General features: G+C 63.8%; 18 protein-coding genes. 8 read left to right on the top strand and 10 right to left on the bottom strand.

Features of this window, described 5'->3' with window-relative positions; all coding sequences use genetic code 11:
- Position 1 precedes the first annotated feature (1 nt).
- On the bottom strand, positions 2 to 499 hold the full coding sequence (locus U1769_RS09310; protein ID WP_332714987.1) for a nuclear transport factor 2 family protein: 498 nt from the start codon (positions 497 to 499) through the stop codon (positions 2 to 4).
- Between the two features lie 97 nt (positions 500 to 596).
- Between U1769_RS09310 and U1769_RS09305 the strand changes: the two genes are divergently transcribed.
- The 5 genes from U1769_RS09305 (at position 597) to U1769_RS09285 (ending at position 8,010) form a co-directional block, all read left to right on the top strand.
- Positions 597 to 2,219, top strand: coding sequence for a GMC family oxidoreductase (locus tag U1769_RS09305; RefSeq protein ID WP_332714985.1), 1,623 nt, complete (start codon positions 597 to 599; stop codon positions 2,217 to 2,219).
- Positions 2,220 to 2,235: 16 nt separating this feature from the next.
- Positions 2,236 to 3,147 carry an SDR family oxidoreductase gene (locus U1769_RS09300; RefSeq protein ID WP_332714983.1) on the top strand — a complete coding sequence of 304 codons (912 nt, stop codon included), beginning with the start codon at positions 2,236 to 2,238 and terminating at the stop codon, positions 3,145 to 3,147.
- An 8-nt stretch (positions 3,148 to 3,155) separates the two neighbouring features.
- Complete coding sequence (locus U1769_RS09295; RefSeq protein WP_332714981.1) at positions 3,156 to 5,357, top strand: PQQ-dependent dehydrogenase, methanol/ethanol family; 2,202 nt, start codon at positions 3,156 to 3,158, stop codon at positions 5,355 to 5,357.
- A 90-nt stretch (positions 5,358 to 5,447) separates the two neighbouring features.
- Positions 5,448 to 6,362: an SDR family NAD(P)-dependent oxidoreductase gene (locus U1769_RS09290; RefSeq protein ID WP_332714979.1), complete on the top strand. Its 915-nt coding sequence runs from the start codon at positions 5,448 to 5,450 to the stop codon at positions 6,360 to 6,362.
- Between the two features lie 118 nt (positions 6,363 to 6,480).
- Entirely contained in the window at positions 6,481 to 8,010 is a 1,530-nt protein-coding gene (locus U1769_RS09285) for an aldehyde dehydrogenase (protein ID WP_332714977.1), read from the top strand.
- Positions 8,011 to 8,073: 63 nt separating this feature from the next.
- On the opposite strand, the gene U1769_RS09280 is transcribed toward U1769_RS09285, so the two are convergent.
- The 7 genes from U1769_RS09280 to U1769_RS25620 all read right to left on the bottom strand — a co-directional run bounded on the left by U1769_RS09280 (position 8,074) and on the right by U1769_RS25620 (position 12,842).
- Positions 8,074 to 8,850, bottom strand: coding sequence for a DUF3658 domain-containing protein (locus U1769_RS09280; RefSeq protein ID WP_332714975.1), 777 nt, complete (start codon positions 8,848 to 8,850; stop codon positions 8,074 to 8,076).
- Positions 8,851 to 8,938: 88 nt separating this feature from the next.
- The gene (locus U1769_RS09275) at positions 8,939 to 9,442 is read right to left on the bottom strand and encodes a DUF3237 domain-containing protein (RefSeq protein ID WP_332714973.1); all 504 of its coding nucleotides are present in this window, start codon (positions 9,440 to 9,442) and stop codon (positions 8,939 to 8,941) included.
- Between the two features lie 2 nt (positions 9,443 to 9,444).
- Positions 9,445 to 10,191, bottom strand: coding sequence for an SDR family oxidoreductase (locus tag U1769_RS09270; RefSeq protein WP_332714971.1), 747 nt, complete (start codon positions 10,189 to 10,191; stop codon positions 9,445 to 9,447).
- A 13-nt stretch (positions 10,192 to 10,204) separates the two neighbouring features.
- On the bottom strand, positions 10,205 to 10,591 hold the full coding sequence (locus U1769_RS09265; protein WP_332714969.1) for a nuclear transport factor 2 family protein: 387 nt from the start codon (positions 10,589 to 10,591) through the stop codon (positions 10,205 to 10,207).
- Between the two features lie 95 nt (positions 10,592 to 10,686).
- Positions 10,687 to 11,214 carry a MarR family winged helix-turn-helix transcriptional regulator gene (locus U1769_RS09260; RefSeq protein WP_332714967.1) on the bottom strand — a complete coding sequence of 176 codons (528 nt, stop codon included), beginning with the start codon at positions 11,212 to 11,214 and terminating at the stop codon, positions 10,687 to 10,689.
- Between the two features lie 167 nt (positions 11,215 to 11,381).
- Entirely contained in the window at positions 11,382 to 12,257 is an 876-nt protein-coding gene (gene yghU / locus U1769_RS09255; protein WP_332714965.1) for a glutathione-dependent disulfide-bond oxidoreductase, read from the bottom strand.
- Between the two features lie 243 nt (positions 12,258 to 12,500).
- Entirely contained in the window at positions 12,501 to 12,842 is a 342-nt protein-coding gene (locus U1769_RS25620; protein WP_443030338.1) for a DUF6386 family protein, read from the bottom strand.
- Between the two features lie 470 nt (positions 12,843 to 13,312).
- Here U1769_RS25620 and U1769_RS09250 point away from each other — a divergent pair, with 470 nt between their 5' ends.
- Positions 13,313 to 13,828 (top strand): hypothetical protein, encoded by a 516-nt coding sequence (locus U1769_RS09250; RefSeq protein WP_332714963.1) that lies wholly within the window; start codon positions 13,313 to 13,315, stop codon positions 13,826 to 13,828.
- A gap of 1,138 nt (positions 13,829 to 14,966) precedes the next feature.
- Here U1769_RS09250 and U1769_RS09245 read toward each other — a convergent pair.
- Positions 14,967 to 15,242 (bottom strand): DUF6959 family protein, encoded by a 276-nt coding sequence (locus U1769_RS09245; RefSeq protein WP_332714961.1) that lies wholly within the window; start codon positions 15,240 to 15,242, stop codon positions 14,967 to 14,969.
- A gap of 684 nt (positions 15,243 to 15,926) precedes the next feature.
- Here U1769_RS09245 and pobA point away from each other — a divergent pair.
- Both pobA and U1769_RS09235 read left to right on the top strand, forming a co-directional pair.
- Positions 15,927 to 17,096, top strand: coding sequence for a 4-hydroxybenzoate 3-monooxygenase (gene pobA / locus U1769_RS09240; RefSeq protein WP_332714959.1), 1,170 nt, complete (start codon positions 15,927 to 15,929; stop codon positions 17,094 to 17,096).
- A gap of 2 nt (positions 17,097 to 17,098) precedes the next feature.
- On the top strand, positions 17,099 to 18,106 hold the full coding sequence (locus U1769_RS09235; RefSeq protein ID WP_332714957.1) for an aldo/keto reductase: 1,008 nt from the start codon (positions 17,099 to 17,101) through the stop codon (positions 18,104 to 18,106).
- A 3-nt stretch (positions 18,107 to 18,109) separates the two neighbouring features.
- Here the strand turns inward: U1769_RS09235 and U1769_RS09230 are convergent, their stop codons facing one another.
- A complete protein-coding gene (locus U1769_RS09230; protein ID WP_332714955.1) occupies positions 18,110 to 19,423 on the bottom strand; it encodes a YceI family protein in 1,314 nt (437 codons plus the stop codon).
- Between the last annotated feature and the right edge of the window lie 54 nt (positions 19,424 to 19,477).

Here is a 19,477-nt window from a genome sequence, read left to right as displayed (position 1 = left end):
TCTAGCGCTTCAGAATCAACGAAGCCGGCCGCTTGCGCGGCACCCATTGCCCGCGACCCGGAAAGCGCTTCAGCACCTCGCCGTCCCACAGCCGCACGGTGCGGCGCTGGAAACGCCATTTGCCGTCCGCGCCCTTCACCGCATGATCGTCATAATAGCCGGTGAAGCGCAACTCATAGGGCGGCTCGTCATGGCATTCGGTGACGAAGGCGAAGGCGCGGATCTTCACGCTGCCATCGTCCTGCGGAAACCACTGGATCTGGGTCACGTGATGCTGGCGCCCGGGAAAGCCCGGCGCGTTGCGATAATGTTCGGCAATGCCGCGAATCCCGTCATGGCCTTCCCAGATGTCCGGATCCTCGAACACTTCCTCCACCATCCTGGCATCGGGCGTGAAGCAGGCGACCAGCGCCTCGACATCGCCGGTATCGAGCGCCCAGCTATAGTCGGCGATCAGGTCCTGCAGGGCGAGCCGATCTTCGATGGCGAGTTTTGGCATGAATCTCTCCTCAATCTGTTTGCAATGACAGTAACAGTCGTTATCGTCGTTCGCAACAAACTATGCCGGATGGTGCCGGTGGCGGAGCGGATGGGCGTTGGAAGAGGTTGATTATATCGTCGTTGGCGCCGGTTCGGCGGGGTGCGTCGTCGCGGCGCGCCTGACGGAGGACAGCGCCACCACCGTGCTGGTGCTCGAGGCCGGCGGCGACGACCGGCATATGCTTCTCCAGATGCCGGTCGGATTCCTCAAGTCCGTCGTCAATCCCGCCTTCAACTGGGGTTATATGACCGAGGCGGAGCCGAATCTGAACGGCCGCCAGCTCTGGCTGCCGCGCGGGCGCGTGCTGGGCGGCTCGTCCTCGCTCAACGGCATGTTCTACATGCGCGGCCACCCGAGCGATTATGATCAGTGGCGCCAGATGGGCGCGACCGGCTGGAGCTATGCCGACGTCCTCCCCTATTTCAGGAAGATGGAGACAAGCTGGCGCGGCGAGGGCAAATATCACGGCGGCTCCGGCCCCGTCGAAGTCAACCCGATCACCTCGCCGCACCTGCTCCACGAACCGCTGATGGCGGCTGCCGCCGGCGCTGGCTTCGGGCAGAGCGAGGATCTCTCGGGTGAGGTGCCGGAAGGCTTTGCGCGCGGCGAGGCGACCATCGACCGGCGCGGCCGGCGCGTGAGCGGCACCACTGCCTATCTGCGCCCGGCGATGAAGCGGCCCAACCTCTCGGTGCGTACCGGCGCGCTGGTCCACCGTGTGGTGATCGAGCAGGGCCGGGCGATCGGCGTCGAAGTCGAGATCGCGGGTGAACGCAAGATCGTGCGCGCGCGCCGGGAAGTGATCCTGTCGGGCGGCACCTATAATTCGCCACACCTGCTGATGCTGTCCGGCATCGGCCCGGCCGCGCATCTCGCCCGGCACGGCATCGCCCTGGTCGCCGACCGCCCCGGGGTCGGCCGCAACCTTTCGGAGCATGCCAATCTCTCGATGGAGTTCGACGCGACCCGACCGGTCACATTCCTCAATCAGTTGCGCTTCGATCGGCTGATGCTGTCGGTCGCCCGCTGGAAGCTGTTCGGCACTGGCGCGCTCGCGACTCAGCTCAACAGCTGCAACGTGGTGATCCGCACCCGCCCCGAGCTTGATCGACCCGACATCCAGTTCATGGCCAATCCGATCCGCTTCGATGCGAAGATCTGGTTTCCGCTGGTCACCGAGCGCCAGAGCCATGTCTTCTGGGCAGGCCTGGTCGCGCTGCACCCGCGCAGTCGCGGCTGGGTCGAGCTTAAATCGGCAGATCCGCGCGCGCTGCCCGCCGTCACGCTCAACCTGATGTCCGACCCTGAGGATCTGGCGACGATGCGCGCCGGAGTCCGCGCCGCGCGGCGCATCTATCGCACAGCGCCTCAGGCAACGCTCACCGGCGCCGAGCGCCTGCCGGGCGATTCCGTGCAGGACGACGCCGATCTGGACGCCTTTATCCGCGAAACCGCCAATGTCGCGATGCATCCCGTCGGCACCTGCGCGATGGGTATCGGCGCCGAGGCGGTGGTCGATGCCGAGCTCAGGGTGATCGGCGTCACCGGGCTGCGCGTCGTCGATGCCTCGGTCATGCCAACCGTCCCGGGCGGTAACACCAACGCCCCCACCATCATGATCGGCGAAAAGGCGGCGGACCTGATCCGCGGGCGCCGCCTGCCGCCGGCCGAACTATGACTATAGGAGTGAGCATATGATCATCGTCAGCGGCGCCTCGGGCGGGTTTGGCAGATCGACCGCGGACCGGCTGATCGAGCGCGGCGTCGATCCGGGGCAGTTGATCCTGACCACCCGCACGCCCGCAAAGCTCGCTGACCTCGCCGCCTTGGGCGCGGAGGTGCGGTTCGCCGATTTCGACGATCCCGACAGCCTCGAACAGGCCTTTGCCGGCGGCACGCGGATGCTCCTGATCTCCACCGCGCGCGTCGGCAGCCGCGTCGGCCAGCATCGCAACGCGATCGAGGCGGCCAAGCGGGCCGGCGTCGGCCATATCGCCTATACCTCGCTGATCAGCGCCGACGAGGACGGCAACCCGGCGATCGTCAAGCTCGATCACCGCGCTACCGAGGAGATCCTCGAAGCCTCCGGCCTCGCCTGGACTCATCTGCGCGACAGCCATTATGCTGAGGCGGTCGCCGGGGCGATGGCACCGGTTGCGCTGATGACCGGCCGGCTGCCCGACAACGGCCAGGCCGGCCGCGTCGCCTTCGTCTCGCGCGACGATTGCGTCGCGGTCGCGGCGGAAGTGCTGCTGGGCGAGGGCCATGAAAATCGCGCTTATGACCTGACCGGCCCTGAATTGATGTCGATCCCCGAGGCCATGGCGCTGGCGAGCGAGATTGCCGGCAAGCCGATCGAGGTCATCCCCGTCGATGAGGACGGCATGTTCGCCCATTTCGATTCGCTCGGCATCGCGCGCGAGGCGAGCGACGAGGTGCCCGACGGCCCGATCCCCTGGTCGAGCAACGATATGGTCACCTTCGGCCAGTCGATCCGCGAGGGCTATTTCGACAAGCGCTCGGACGTGGTCGAGCGGCTCACCGGCCGCAAGCCGAGGACACTGCGCGACGTCATGCTCGCCCATCGCCACCTCTGGCCGAAATGACCCGGCCGATGCGCAGCATGATCCGTTTCCTGTCCGCTCTGGTTGCCCCCGCCCTTCTGCTCGCGGGGTGCGCGGCGGATGCGCCGCAGACCGGCGGGACAGTCGGGGCGGGCGACGACTGGCCGAACCCCGGCGGCGATACGGCCAGGAGCCATTTCTCGCGGCTCACCGATATCAACGCGGGCAATATCGATCGGCTCGGGCTGGCCTGGGACCACGATCTCGGCACCCAGCGGGTGCAGGAAGCGACGCCGGTGGTGGTTGCGGGCATCCTGTACACCAGCGGCAATCTCGGCCGCGTCTATGCGCTCGACGCGGCGACCGGGCGCGAGCTGTGGAAGTTCGAGCCCGAGGTCGACATGCAGGTCAATCGGGTGACGTGCTGCGACCAGGCGAACCGCGGCGTAGCGGTCGCCGGCGGCAAGGTGTTCGTCGCCGCGCTGGACGGCATGCTCTATGCGCTGAATGCAGAGACCGGCGCGGTCGTCTGGAAAGCCGATACGATCACTGACCGGTCGCGCGGCTATTCGAGCACTGGCGCACCGGAGATTGCCGGCGATCTTGTCCTCATCGGCAATGCCGGCGCCGAATATGACGTGCGCGGCTATGTCACGGCTTATCAGCTCTCGACCGGCAAGCAGGTCTGGCGCTTCTTCACCATCCCGCACGATCCGGCGCTCGGGCCACAGGAAAGCCCCGCACTCGAGGCAGCGCTCAAGACGTGGAGCCCGAAGAGCCGGTGGGACGTCGGCGGCGGCGGCAGCGTGTGGGACGCGATCGTTTATGACCCCCGCTACGACACCGTCTATATCGGCGTCGGCAATGGCGGGCCCTATGCGGCCGCGCTACGCTCGCCGGGTGGCGGCGATAATCTCTATCTCTCGTCGATCGTCGCGCTCGACCGGAAGACCGGCAGCGTCAAATGGCATTATCAGGAGACGCCGCAGGACAGCTGGGATTTCACCGCCGTCCAGCCGATGGTGCTGGCCGATCTAGAGATCGACGGCGCGCTGCGCCCGGTCATCATCCATGCGCCCAAGAACGGATTTCTGTTCGTCATCGATCGCGAAACCGGCAAGCCGCACGCCATCAACGCGCTGGTCCGCACCAGCTGGGCGAGCGGCTACGACCTGAAGACCGGGCGGCCCAATCTGACGCCCGAGCATTCCGACTGGAGCAAGGGCCCGCGCATCGTGTTTCCGGCCTCACCGGGCGCCCGCAACTGGTATCCGCCTGCCTATGATCCCAAGCGCAAACTCTATTTCGCGTCGGTGCTCGACATGGGCAACCTCATGTTCCTCCCGCCCGGTGGCCAGCCGCATCGCAAGCGGGCGCTCAACGCCGGCGGCGCGCTGATCTTCACGCCCGATCTGCAGGCGGCGCTCGCCACCCTGCCCCCGCCGGTCGCGGCCGAAGTCGCGAATCTGCGCGAGATGCAATGGGTCAAGGACAAGCCCTACACGTCCGAACTCCGCGCGATCGATCCGCTCACCGGCAAGACGCGCTGGGCAGTGCCGATGGAAGGCTGGCAGGATCGCGGCGGCGTGCTCGCCACCGACAGCGGATTGATCTTCCAGGGGACCGCCAGCGGTCGGCTCACGGTGCGCGATGCCGATACCGGCAAACTGCTCAAGTCGATCGAGACCGGCACGTCGATCATGGCCGCGCCGATGACCTACCGGGTGGCGGGCGTGCAATATGTCGCGGTGCAGGCCGGCTGGGGCGGCGGGGGCTGGAGCTTCGTGCCCGACTACGCGGCGGCCTATCGCTACGGCAACGCCAACCGGATCCTGGTGTTCAGGCTCGACGGAGGGCAGGTGAAACTGCCCGATCCGCTGCCGCCGCTCGAGGTGGCGCCGGCTCCGCCGCCGCAGGCAACCGGCGTGAGCGGGGCGACCATCGCGCAGGGCGCCGGGCTGTTCTTCGCCAATTGCGCGATCTGCCATTCCAACCAGCCGCGCTCGATCAGCCCGGACCTGCGCCGGCTCGCGCCGGGCACGCATGATGCGTTCCGGCAGATCGTGCTCGAGGGCCTGCTGGTGCCGAACGGCATGCCGCGCTGGGACGATCTGCTGACGCCGGGCGATGTCGATGCGATCCATGCCTATCTGATCGATCAACAGAAGCAGACGCATCTGCGGGAGCTGGCGCTGAAAAAGGCCGGCAAGCCGCTCGATTCACGAAGCCTGGCGATCATGTCAAACTATTGAGCGGCCATCCTATCACATATTCTACTGCTTGACCGCGAACCCGGCAGCAGGCTCGCATGGGCAAAGACCAAAGACCAGGAGAGGAAGCAGATGTTCGACTTTGTGGGGAAAACCGCGTTCATCACCGGCGGCGCGAGCGGCGCAGGGCTGGGCCAGGCGAAGGTGTTCGCGGCGGCCGGGTGCAGGGTCGTCATCGCCGACATCCGCCAGGACGCGATCGATGCCGCGCTGGTTGAGCTCCGCGCCGGCGGCGCCCAGGCCCATGGCATCCGCCTAGACATCACGGACCGCGCTGCCTTCGCCCAGGCCGCCGACGAGGCGGAGAGCGTGTTCGGCCCGGTCCATCTGCTGTTCAACACCGCCGGCGTGTCGATCTTCGGGCCGCTCGAAAAGGCGACCTATGACGATTACGACTGGATCATGGGCGTCAACTGGTGGGGCGTGGTCAACAGCATGCAGACCTTCGTGCCGCGCATGCTCGCCCATGGCCAAGGCGGCCATATCGTCAACACCGCGTCGCTCGGCTGCTTCTTCGCGAACAGCGGCGCGGGCATCTATTCCGCCTCGAAATTCGCGGTCCACGGCATCACCATGGCGATGCGCGACGCGCTGAAGGACAAGGGCGTCGGCGTCTCGGTGCTGTGCCCGGCCAATATCCGCTCGAACATAGCCGAATCGGTGAGGACCCGGCCGGCTCATCTCTCCGACAGCGGCTATCAGGTGGACGAGCGCGAGATCGCCGCGCTCCAGGAAATCTATTCCCAGGGCATGGATCCGGAGGAACTCGCCGGCCACGTCAAGGCGGCGATCGAGGAGAACCGCTTCTACATCATCCCCTATCCCGAAGCGCGCCCGATGCTCGAGGCGATCTTCCAGCAGGTGCTCGACGCCCTGCCCCCGATCGACAGCGACCTCGAAGGCCAGGCCAAGCGCAATTCGGCGATGGGCCGCTATGTCGAGGCACGACGCAAGATGGATAGCGAACGTTACGGTGAGGCGGACTGATCGTCCTTGGATTCCTGGCGCCGAGACGTGTTGAAGCGTTGATCTGATTGCAACATCTGTTACAATCGGATCAACGGTAGCGTCGGCGGATTGGACGCGCGAAGATTGAGGAGAGACGATGATGGGCACCACTCTTCCGGAAGGCGTGCAGATCAGAAACCCCGAATCGCTGTTCATGGGCGGCGAATGGGTGCGCCCCCACGCGCAGGGCAGGATCGAGATCGTCTCCCCGCACACCGAGCAGGTCAGCGCAGTCGTCGCCGAGGCCGGGGTTGAGGACATGGACGCAGCCGTCGCTGCGGCCCGCGACGCCTTCGACAACGGCCCCTGGCCCCGGATGAGCGTCGCCGAGCGCGCGGCCGTGCTGCGCCGCATGACCGACATCCTCCGCCGTCGCCAGCCCGAACTGGAAGCGGCCTTCATCGCGGAGATCGGCGCGCTGGTCACCTTCGCGCCCTATGCCGCCTCTGCCGGGTCCGAGACCTTCGCCAAATATGCCGACATTAGCGAAAGCTATGCCTGGGAGACGACCCAGCCATCGAGCGTCCCCGGCCATATCGCCCATGTCGTGCGCGAGCCGGTCGGCGTCGTCGCGGCGATCGCGCCGTGGAACATGCCGCATTCGATCATGACTCAGAAGGTCGCGCCGGCGCTGATTTCCGGCTGCACCGTGGTGATGAAGCCATCGCCCGAGACTCCGCTGGAGGCCTATATCGTGGCAGAGGCGGCCGAAGAGGCGGGCCTCCCCAAAGGCGTGCTGAACCTTGTGCCGTCGCACCGGGATGCGGCCGACCATCTCGTGCGCAACCCGGGCGTGGACAAGATCAGCTTCACTGGCTCGACCGCGGCCGGCAAGCGCATCGCCAGCGTCGCGGGCGAACGCATCGCCCGCGTGACGCTCGAACTGGGCGGCAAATCCCCGGCGATCATGCTCGACGATTTCCCGACCGCCGCGGCCGGCGCGATCCTCGGCCGCACCATCACCCTGTTGTCGGGCCAGGTCTGCGCGATGCTGAGCCGCGCGATCGTGCCGGAGAACCGCTATGAGGAGATCGCCGACGCCATCGCCGCGACGATGCGCGAAGTGAAGATCGGCTCGCCGCTCGATCCGACGTCCGAAATGGGCCCGATCGCGATGAAGCGCCAGCTCGAACGGATCGAGCATTATGTCGAAACCGGCAAGGCGGAGGGCGCGCGACTGGTCGCCGGCGGCAACCGGCCGGCGCATCTCAATACCGGCTATTATTTCGAGCCGACCCTGTTCGCTGACGTCTCCAACGACATGGTGATCGCCCGCGAGGAGATTTTCGGCCCGGTGCTCGCGCTGATCCCCGCCAGGGACGTCGAGCACGCGATCGAGATCGCCAACGACACCAGCTTCGGCCTCAATGCGGCGGTGCTCACCAATGACCGCGATGCGACCTATCGCATCGGCCGCCGGCTGCGCGCCGGCAATGTCGGCCATAACGGCCTGAAGGCCGATTTCAGCCTGCCGTTCGGCGGGTTCAAGCAATCCGGCCTGGGCCGCGAGGGCGGCGTCGAGGGGCTGTCGCCCTATCTCGAAACCAAGACGATGCTGATCGAGATCGAGCCGGTATCGGCGGCGACGGAGGTCGAGCAGGCCGAGCTGGCGGCGCCGGTCGGCTGAGACGGACGGTTAGCGCCAAAGCTGACTGGCAGCCGTACAAACCCTCTTCCGTCGGAGACGATGCTACCGGCGAAGAGGGCCCCTCCCTTTACCGTTTTGAGCGGTCGGCAAACGCACTTCGCAGCGCTGCATGTGTCCGAGGTCCCCGCGCCACTCCAGCCGCCCGGCCTCTACAAGATCGCCAAGGCGCGCAGCTAGTACAAGATCACCGGTCTGATGGACGCCAGCATCATAAAACTCGACGAGCGTGCCAGCCACGATCCTCGCCATTTTCTGCCAGTCATGTGTCGCGTGGCTGAGGAGGCTATCATCGAAATGCTCGATCGGAGCGGACACCAAGTCCTTGCCATCTATCACTCGAAGAGGGGCATTTTCAGTTTTTAACTGCTGCCATCTGGCTGTGTCACGGAGCCGATCTTTCGGCTCAAAAAGCACGGCTCGATCAAGGAATGCGACCATGTCCTCCGCTTTCGTGCTCGAGAGTTCTGCAACTTCGATGATGGAGATCGGCAAGTTTCCGACATGGGATAACCACCATAGAAATCCGGCATAGGTCTGCGTTTGTCGTCGGGACACCCATGCTGTTACGGAAATCTTCGGAACCTCAAAAGCCGCGAGAAAGGCTTGGGAGCTAGCCGTGATGTCCTCCCATCCCGTATATCCCAAGACCTCCTCGACCCACTGAATGCGATCTTCCGCAGCCTCGGTAGCGATCGGGCCGAAGCTGAAGTCATCGAACTGGCAAAGCACTTCGTCCGGACGCTTTGCCAGCGACAGAGCTCGCTTGAGTGCCCCTGCCGCGGAGGGGCTGAACATCACATGGCAGGTGTGTCCGGACATACCGCGATCCTCAATTGTAGCTGATCGCGAATAGCCTACTCGGTCGCAAATGGGACCCTTTTGCAATCACCATGACGGCTTTCGAGCCTCACACCAGCGCATAGTAACGCAGCCGGTTACCCTCAGGCCGCCGCTCGCCAACGCCAATGAAAACATGCTTCGTCAGCCAGTCATGCTTGCCGATGCTCGTTTCGAACGTTGGATTGCCGCGCAGATAATATTCCTCGTGCGGCACCGGCGCGCCGTCTGCGAACGCCCAGTCGCGCAGCTTCTCCATCGTGTCGGGCTTGCGCCCCCACAGAAAACCCTTGTTGTTCAGCAGGATCAGCGTGCCGTCATCCTCCTCGAGCATGTAGCGCGCATCGAACACGGCGACGTCGTCGGGCCGGAAATAGGCATAGTCGCCGCCCGATCCCGGCACGGCCTTGCCCTTCAGGGTCGGCCCCTCGAACACCCCTTCCGTCACATACACCGCCGAACGGCTGCCGCCCGCCGGCGTGTTCGGGATCATCTGCACGCGCGGGAACGCCAGGCGGATTTCCATGGCGAATTCCAGCCGCGGATTGTCCATCGTCGAAAAAGGTCCGTCCATCGTCACAACTCCACGCAGCCGCCATCGACGAACAGGTCGATGCCGGTAATGAAACTCGCCTCGTCCGAGGCAAGGAAAAGCATCGCCTTCGCCACTTCATCCGCCTCGCCCATGCGCTTCATCGGCACGGCGTCGATCATCATCGCGCGCATCGCGCTGACGGCGCCGGCGTTCATGCCCGGGTTGCGGTTGATGATCGGCGTTTCGGTCGGGCCGGGGCTGACCACATTGACCCGGATGCCCTCGGCGACGAGTTCCGTGGCAAGGTTGCGCCCGACGGCGCGCAGGCCCGCCTTGGCCGCGGCATAGACCACGTTGCCGGGCAGCCCGAGCACGCCGCCGATCGATCCGGTGAGCACGATCGACCCGCCCTTCCCCATCAGCGGCAGCGCCTTCTGCACCGCGAAAAAGGCCCCGCGCAGGTTTACGCCGTGAATGAGATCCCAGATCTCCGGCGTCGCATCGCGCCCCGTCGCGAAGCCGCCGACCCCGGCGTTGACCATCAGCACGTCGATCCGGCCATGGCGTTGGCGGATCGCGTCGACCACGGGCACCAGGCTGTCGAGATCGGCGATGTCCGACTGGAAAGCGGTGGCGCCGGGGATTTCCCGCTCGGCGGCGGCCAGCGTCGCCGGATCGCGCCCGGTCAGGAACACGGTCGCGCCTTCGCGGGCGAGGCCCTGGGCCGCGGCAAGGCCGATGCCGCTATTGCCCCCGATCACCAGGGCGATCTTCTGGTCGAACCGCACGTCTCTCTCCCGGTCAGAACATCGAATTGGGGTTGGGCCCGTCGCCGACGACCGGCTGGATGACGTCCCAATGCTCGGCGATCAGGCCGTTCGCGACGCGGAAGATGTCCATGACCGCGAAACCCGAATCCTCCGGCCAGCGGCGCACATGGTAATGCACCGTCACATGATCGCCCTCGACGAAGCTGCGCTTGATGTCGTGCACTGCGTCCGGCGTCGCGCTGCGCGCCGTGCGGAGAAAGATCTTGAGCGCTTCGCGTCCCGGTTCGGCCAGCGGGCTGTGCTGGACGTAATCGGGCGCCATGAAGCGATCCACCGCATCGGCGTCCAGCGGCTGGAGCACGGCGTCGAACATCGCCATGACGAGATCGTGGTTGCGCTGCTCAGCCTCGGTTCGCACGACGGCCCCTCTCCCCGCCGGCCTTCATGGCCGATCTTTTATATCATTCGTTATCGTTATCATCAGGTCAAGCGCCGTTTGGCAGCTACGGGCGATCAGTCCGGCGATTCATCCACATTGTCCGGCCGGGTCCGTTCCAGGAACAGCGAACGCCCCTCCTCGTCCTGCGCTTCGAGCGCATCGGTGAGCGTCGTCACATAGCGGTCAAAGGCCATGATCTCGTCGGGCCGAAGCGCCTCGAACAGATATTGCGCGACCTTGTCGGTGGTCGGCAGCATCGTCTCGTACAGGCGCTGGCCCTCCGGCGTCAGCGTCAGCGTCTTGCGGCGGCGATTGCCGGGATCGGTCGTCACCTCGATCCGCCCGTGCCGCTGCAGCGCCGAGACGGCCCGGCTGACGCTCATCGTGTTGACGCCAGTCAGTTCGGAAAGTTGGTGACTGGCCGAAGTCCCCAGCCGGCCGATCATCATCAACAGGCGAAACTCGTTGACCGTGATGTTGTAGCGATGTTCGAGATGCGTCGAGAAGGGCGCAATGAGGCGATTGTTGAGCTTCAGCAACCGGTGCAGGATTTGCGCGCCTGGGGCGCCGCTTCCCTGCGCCGAATCTTGCTGAGCTGGCATCCCGTCCTGTTTCATCTTCCTGCCTGCTTTCACTGATCCCGGCATTGGGCAGGTCCGCGGCCCAGTCAAGCTGGGCCGGAATCTGGAGCATTGCCGCCTCGCACGACAGCGCCACCGGAGCAAGAGTATCGGACGTTACGGATATCGCAAGCCCGGTCCGGCCGCTGCTATACCGCCGGCCGATCGAAATCGCTCGCGTCGTGGCGTTCGGCCAGCTGGCTCTCCGGCGGCCCGAAGGTGCGATTGACCATGCGCCCGCGTTTCACCGCCGGCCGGGCGGCGATCAGGTCCACCCAGCGGCTGAGATTGGGATATTCCTCGACCGCCAGGAACTCTTGCGCGCCATAGGCTTCGCGCATGATCGATCCGTACCAGGGCCAGATCGCCATGTCGGCGATCGTGTATTCGTCGCCCGCCATATATTCATGCGCCGCCAGATGCGTGTCGAGCACGTGCAGCTGCCGCTTGGTTTCCATCGCGAAGCGGTTGATCGGATATTCCATCTTGAACGGCGCATAAGCGAAGAAATGGCCGAACCCGCCGCCGACGAACGGCGCGGAGCCCATCTGCCACATCAGCCAGTTCATCGTCTCGGTCCGCTTGCGGTGCTCGGTCGGCAGGAAGGCGCCGAATTTTTCCGCGAGATAAAACAGGATCGATCCGCTTTCGAACACGCGCGTCACCGGATCGGTCGAATGATCCATCATCGCCGGAATCTTCGAATTCGGATTCACCTCGACGAAGCCGCTCGAAAACTGGTCGCCGTCGCCGATCTTGATCAGCCACGCGTCATATTCGGCGCCGGCATGGCCGGCAGCGAGCAGCTCCTCCAGCATGATCGTCACCTTCACGCCGTTGGGCGTGCCCAGCGAATAAAGCTGGATCGGATGCTTGCCGATCGGCAGCACCTTCTCGTGCGTCGCACCGGAGATCGGGCGATTGATATTGGCGAACTGGCCGCCATTCGCCTTGTCCCAGGTCCATACCCGTGGCGGGACATAGCCAGCCGGCTGATTGTTCGCTGAATCCGGTGCGTCGGCCATATGCTATCCCTCGGTGCTGGCGTCGGATCTGCACGGCCTCGTGCCGTGCGGCTCACGTCTCAGGTGGGAATTCCATCCAGCACCTGTCAACTTTAGGCAAGGGTGGGCGGTGACGTATTTTGCGGCGCCTGAGGGCGCCTGGACCGAGGGTGCGACGCGAACGCGGTGGTCTCCAGGCGCCTTCCTGAAATACTCCCTCGATTTACGCCGCAGGCTCATAAAAGGACCTGCCAGGATTGCTGGTTAGCGGTCGTCCAGGCCCGGCGTGGTTTCTCGAAGCATAATCATATCGACAGGTTCGTTTTCGAATGAGTCGGTCTGTCGAACATCAATCGAGATTGCGTCCCCGTCGCGACGCGCTGTTACTTTCTGGTAAGGTCCCTCGACGGAGATAAAGAAGCCTCCCCACTTTCCGTCTGGTTCAAAGTCAGCCCCGGACATTTCTTCACCCGGGCCTATGAAAACCCGGCCAGAAGGTGTCGCAAGGCAAAACCCTTGTGACCGGTCGTCATCTTCAGACGAAAGCACAACGTCGTACGTCCCATCGTCTCCCACGTCGATGAAGAGGGCATTGCGGTTTTTAATCTCGACAACCCGATCCCTGGGAATTGACCACCAGTCGCCGACATCGCCTTACGATGTGCCATGGCCGCCAAGTCGAAAATACAGATGGTAGCGGTGTCGGTTGTAATAGACCTGACAGGTTCCGTCATCCGTCCTCCACGACCACAGAGCGGCTCGTGATCCGAGAATAGCGCTCGCCCCGCACGCACTCAATGGCGGAAACTCGGCGGTAGCTGCCAGGCTGCTTTTGGCGTCCGCTTCGCCGATCGCGAACGACCAGGATTGGTGGAGAGCGGCTGGTCCGCTTTCGAATTTGCAGATCGAGTTAGCGGCCGCGAGGCTGGGCCTCTGATACGGCCAGCCCTCCGCCAGTCCGTGCGTCTACAAACGGGAGGAAGTTCCTCGATCCGACAACCAAGGCCTCACCTATGCGCTAATCCGGATCGTCACTACACCTGTCACGGCGAGCAGCGGGATTTGAGGAGAGCGTGATGCGTCATTGGGCTTTGTCGGCGGCGATCGGAGTTGCCATCCTGATCTCTAGCTCGGGCTCCGCGCGCCCGGTGCAAGGTGTCGTTTCAGGCATCTATGTTAAGGACGAGGCGCGTAGCGACAATGCCTTTCAAGCGATCGACCGCGTTATCGCCGACCTTTCCAACGCCAAGCGCCCTCTCGCTCGCATGAGGCTGCGCAAGTCCATTGCGGTAAATAGAATTAGAATCTCCATCGCAGGAGGTCGGGTCGGGATCGCCTATGATGCCAAAGCACCTATCGCCGTTTGGATAGGCGAAGATCCGGTCAAGTGGAAACTCATTGAATCGCTTGTTTTCGATGTGTCGGCAAAAGCTGATGGCGAAGCCATCTCTCTAACATTCCATGGCGACGACAGCGATCGGACCACAACATATCATAGTGTCGGCCAGGATTTGGTGGAAAATACCACCATCATCGTTCCAACGCTCTCTACGCCGATTGTCTATAAGCAGGTCTATAATCGAACGAACTGACAGGATTTACGAGAAAACATCTGGTGAGAAGCGTTAAAAAGGGGACACTATACTAAATTGCCACGTGGGAAAGGCGGAGGATTCGATGGCTTGACGCGTGGCTGCGCCCACAATTTAGTATAGTGTCCCCTTTTTACCAAGTGGAAGCTCATTGAATCGCTTGTTTTCGATGTGTCGGCAAAAGCTGATGGCGAAGCCATCTCTCTAACATTCCATGGCGACGACAGCGATCGGACCACAACGTATCGTAGTGTCGGCCAGGATTTGGTGGAAAATACCACCATCATCGTTCCACTGCTCTCTACGCCGATTGTCTATAAGCAGGTCTATAATCGAACGAACTGACAGGATCTACGAGAAAACCTTCTGGTGAGAAGCCGTTGAACGGTCTTCGTCCCGTAGATGCGGATTCCGGCCAAGATAGTCTCTCCAGCGTCTGCTTTCCGGCGCGGACCGACCGTGCAAGAACGGCAACAACTGGGGCGCTTGCTGCCCGATCGCTTTTAGCCGACTCGATCAGCACCGGAACGGCCGAAATGGCGACTTAAAAAAGGACTTAAAAATGGGACACTATACTAAATAACTATGTGGGAAAGGCGGAGAATTCGATGTCTTAACGCGTAGCCGCACCCACAATTTAGTATAGTGCCCCCTTTTTACCTGTCTTTGCTTTGCATCGATACCATACCGCGCTAAAATCCGCGCGACCGCATGTAATCTCTCTGGCGTCTATCAGTCATCGGAATGAGAACGACGCGATGAACCTCTTTTATTAGCAAGTACCCGCCTGCAATCTTGCCAGAAACCTCCGCCCTGACGATCCCCGGCTCACCCCATTCGCGCCGCAGTGTCTCAGCAAGCAATTCTCCGGAATGTCCAGATTGCCAGTCAAGTCTAATTCCCCGGCGCTGACATTTATCTGCTATCAACACATAGCCGTGCTCGAATGAGCCCATGACCGTGCCCATCCATCGCACGTTGGTGCCGCTCCACCCAGCCAGGTTTCTCGGCAAATCGCACAGGCTCGCGTGCTGGGGAGTGGGCGCACCACAGGAAATCAGCGCCAAGGCGATTATCAACATTGCCCACCGGTTCATGTTGCTTGCATACGCCAACGCCCCCCCCTTTTTACCCCCAGTCATTCTGGCCCATCGTAAAACGGTAACTCCAAACCGTGTTCCCGCATGACTTGCGAATAAAAATCGACTCTCTGCTGCAGTGCATCAACCAACTCCTTCAGATCGTACCAGTGATCTGATTCCGGCTCCGCACCGGCGAGGGCGGTAACCGCCATTGCGCTGAGAGAGTGAAGTGTATCGCCTTGGAGTAGCATTCCCGGAAACTGTCGAGCGGGATGCCGCATCACCGCCGCATTCGTGGCATCTGAGTAAATTTCGACCAATTCTGTTCGCATGTTGAACCCTTCATCCGACCGGAGATTGCCGAAGTAGGGCTAGGTCCGCAATTGAGCGGTAGCTGCCTTGGCAGAGAATCGTGCCTAGCGGACGTTGCGGGGGCGTGCTTGCAGCCGCCATTTCAGCCAGCCGAAAGCGAGACCGACAGGTATTGATGCGACAACAAGCAGGCCCACCGATTGCCATGCGGACCATGCTTGCTGCTTCGCGAACACGAGGAAAAGATAGCTGAGAACGATGCCCAGAAGGCTGAAGCCGTAATCGTATCGATCGGGTCGCCGTCTTCGCATCGCCAGATGATGCCTTCAGACGAGGATGTCTGCAACTGGGGCGGCTGTTGCCGGACCGCCTTTTAAACCGCCCATGGCAGGCGGTTTGATAGCCGGGCAGCGGCACGGCTCGACCCGGTGGTCAGCGAAAGACCTGCTTTTTGCGTTCGCCATGTTCTCGGAACATCGCCCAAGTGCTCCTTGGCATGGCGGGAGGCGAGACGGAATGACCCCGCAGCCACCCGCACCGACGACCAGAATTCCGGAAAACTAATAATTCGGGAAAACAAATAACCGTACGCCGATTGAATTGGCGGAGGCGGGTCGCCCTGCCCTAGGCGGGGGCATGCACAGGATATTTTCTCCCGCTCCCTCCGCGGCCCCCGCCCTTCCGCCAGCACCGCAGGCGCAATCGTGAAAACCCGCGTCGCCATCATCGGCGCCGGCCCGGCAGGGCTGCTGCTCGGCCATCTCCTGCGCGCCGAGGGCATCGATTGCATCGTCCTCGAACGCCAGACGCGCGATTATGTCGAAAGCCGGATCCGGGCGGGCGTGCTGGAAACGGTGACGACTGACCTGATGCACCGGCTGGGCATCGATGAGCGCATGAATGCCGAAGGGCTGATCGAAGAGGGCTTCAACCTTGCCGATGACGACCGGCTGATCCGGATCGACATCACCCGGCTGACCGGCCGGCATGTCACGGTCTACGGCCAGACCGAGCTAACCCGAGACCTGAACGCCGCCGCGCCCGGGCGTGGGCTGGAGATCGTGTTCGAGGCGAAGGACGTCGCCCTGCACGACGTCGACAGCGATCATCCTTCGGTCACCTACAGCGCCGGCGGCGAGACGATCACGATCGAAGCCGACTTCATCGCCGGTTGCGACGGCTTTCACGGCCCCTCGCGCAAGGCCTTTCCGGCGAGCGTGGTCCGCCAGTTCGAGCGGGAATATCCGTTCGGCTGGCTCGGCATCCTCGCCGATGTGCCGCCCTGCCATCACGAGCTGATCTATTCCAACGGGCAGCACGGCTTCGCGCTCGCCTCGATGCGGTCGGAGGCGCGCAGTCGCTACTATATTCAGGTCCCGCTGACCGACCGGCTCGAGGCCTGGCCCGAGGAGCGGGTGTGGGACGAGCTGGCGCGGCGCTTCGATCCAATCTCGAGCCGCGGCGTGACGCGCGGGCCGGCGCTCGAAATGTCGATCGCCCCGCTGCGTTCCTATGTGTTTGAGCCGATGCGCCATGGTCGCCTGTTCCTCGCCGGGGATTCCGCCCATATCGTCCCGCCAACTGGCGCCAAGGGCCTGAACCTTGCCGCCTCCGACGTCGCCTATCTCTCCGACGCGCTGATTGCGCATTACCGGCGCGATGATGAAGCCGGCCTGACCGGTTACCAGGACAAGGCGCTCGCGCGGATCTGGAAGGCGGAGCGGTTCAGCTGGTATCTGACCAAGCTGATGCACCGTTTCCCCGAGGATGGCCCGTTCGAGCATCGCATGCAGATCGCGGAACTGGACTATGTCGCCTCATCCGAGGCAATGCAGACGGCAATCGCCGAGAATTATGTGGGATTGCCGCTCTAGCCATGACCTTGCCCGCGCGCCGGATTGGCCCATTCACCGTTTCCGCCATCGGCCTCGGCGCGATGGGGCTCAGCCATGCCTATGACGTCGCCCCTTCCCCGGAGGATGGCGCCCGGCTGCTCAACGCAGCGCTCGATCGCGGAGTCACGCTGATCGACACCGCCGCGCTCTATGGCGGCGGCGGCAACGAACGGCTGATCGCCGGCGCGATCATGCACCGCAAGGCCGAGTTCACGCTGGCGAGCAAATGCGTGCTCGAAATCGTCGATGGCAAGCGCATCCTCGATGGGTCGCCGGAGGCGATCACACAGTCTGTCGAAAGGTCGCTCGGCCGGCTCGGCACCGATCATATCGATCTCCTCTATCTGCACCGCCCGGATCACCGCGTCGCGATCGAGGAATCGGTTGGGGCGCTGGTCAGGCTGAAGGAAGCCGGCAAGATCGGCTCGATCGGCCTGTCCGAAATGTCGGCCGAAGCGGTCCGCCGCGCCCATGCCGTTCACCCGATCGCGGCGGTGCAGACGGAATATTCGCCGATCGTGCGCAATGCCGAAGTCGCTGTGCTGGATACGTGCCGCGCGCTCGACATCGCCTTTGTCGCCTTTTCGCCCGTCGCCCGCGGATTGCTGGCGGGGTCGGTGCGGGATGCCGCTTACGCGCCCGGCGACATCCGCGCCGCCATGCCGCGCTTCATCGAGCCGAGCCTGAGCCATAATCTCCAGGTGATCGCCGCGTTCGACGCGCTGGCGGCCGAGCTCGGCGCCACGCCGGCGCAGCTCGCGCTCGCCTGGGTGCTGTCGCGTGGCGATCATGTCGTGCCGATCCCGGGCACGCGCAGCATCGCACATCTCGAAGAGGATCTCGGCGCGCTGGATCTGACGCTCTCGCCGGAGACACTCGGCCGGATCGACACGATCTTCGCGCCCGGCGCGATCCGGGGCCCGCGCTACCTCGCGCCGATGCAGGCGCAGGTCACCACCGAAATCCTGCCCGGCGAAGAACTGGCCTGACGCTCAGTTCGGCTTGCGGTCGGCCTTGATCGCGATCGTCACGGCCACTGCCGCGGGCAGGTCACCGGTGCCGGCCCACTCGCCCTGCCCTACGCCGAACAGGGTTCGGTCGATCGTTGCCGAACCCGCCATGGTCGCCACGTCCCCGTTGATCTTCAGGGTGAACGGCACCGTCATCGGACGCGATACGCCGCGCAGGGAGAGCGTGCCCGCCGCCGAATAGCGGTCCCCCGACACATGCCGGAACCGCGTGGCGCTGAATGTTGCGGTCGGATGAGTCGCGACCGAGAACCAGTCGGTCCCGGGCAGTTCGGCCTGCACATCGGCATTGTTCGTCGTTGCCGAGGCCATGTCGATCGAGACCTTCACCGACGACGCATCGAGCGCGGCTGGATCGAAAATGATCGCTGCGCTCCATTTGCCGAAACGGCCCTCCACTGGCCCTTGCGACCAGGCGGTGCGGAACCCGAGCGAGGAGGCGGCCGGGCGCACGATCCACTGCGCGGGTGCCACGGGGGTCGGCGTCGCTTCGGGCTCAGGCGTGGCCGTTGCGGTCGGGCTGGGCAACGGCATCGGTGACGGCACGGCCAGCGCCTGCGCGTCGGGTGACGGCGTGGTGACCGGCACCGGTGAAGGCGCCAGCGCAATCGGCCGGAGCGTGACGAGATTCCCGATCGCGACCAGCAACACGAACGCAGCGATCACCGCCACGGCCGCGATTCCAAGCCGCCGCGGCGCCAGCGGCATCATCCGCCCGAAATCATCGCCCCGCTCGTAGAACTGGTGCTTGAGCGCTCCGGCGACATGCAGGAACAGCAGCAGATAGGCGATGATCGCCAGTATCTCATGGCCGGCCCCGGAGGCCGAGTTGATGCCCGCCTTCGCGGCCGGCGCCAGCGCGGCGATCCCCGGCACATGCGGCCATGGCAGTATCCCGTAGAGATAGGTCGGGATCGCGGTGGTGCTGGAAGAAACCAGCAGCCAGCCCGTCAGCGGCAGCCCCAGCAGCAGGATGTAGAAGCCGGCATGGACGATATTGGCGAGCCGCCGTTCGATCGGACTCATCGTCGACGGAAAGGCCGGTGCGGGCTTGGTGAATCGCCACGCCAGGCGAACCAGGGTCAGCAACAGGATGGTGATGCCAATCGATTTGTGCAGCTGATAGACGGCGAAGGCCTGCGGCCCGCGCGGCGCGTCCATCCGCCAGCCGAGTCCGATCTGGAAAGCGAAGGCAGCCGCGATCAGCCAGTGGAGCAGCATCGCCCCGCGCGAGTAGCGCGAGATCGCCGCCGGCGCCTCTGCTGACGATTGCTGCATGTCACCCGCTCCCGAAATCGACTCGGATCATGGCATGGCAATCCCGCCGCGATC

Origin of the sequence: Parasphingomonas zepuensis (assembly GCF_036663735.1) — a bacterium.
Lineage (GTDB): Bacteria > Pseudomonadota > Alphaproteobacteria > Sphingomonadales > Sphingomonadaceae > Sphingomonas.
This window is presented reverse-complemented; position numbering and strand designations above follow the sequence as displayed.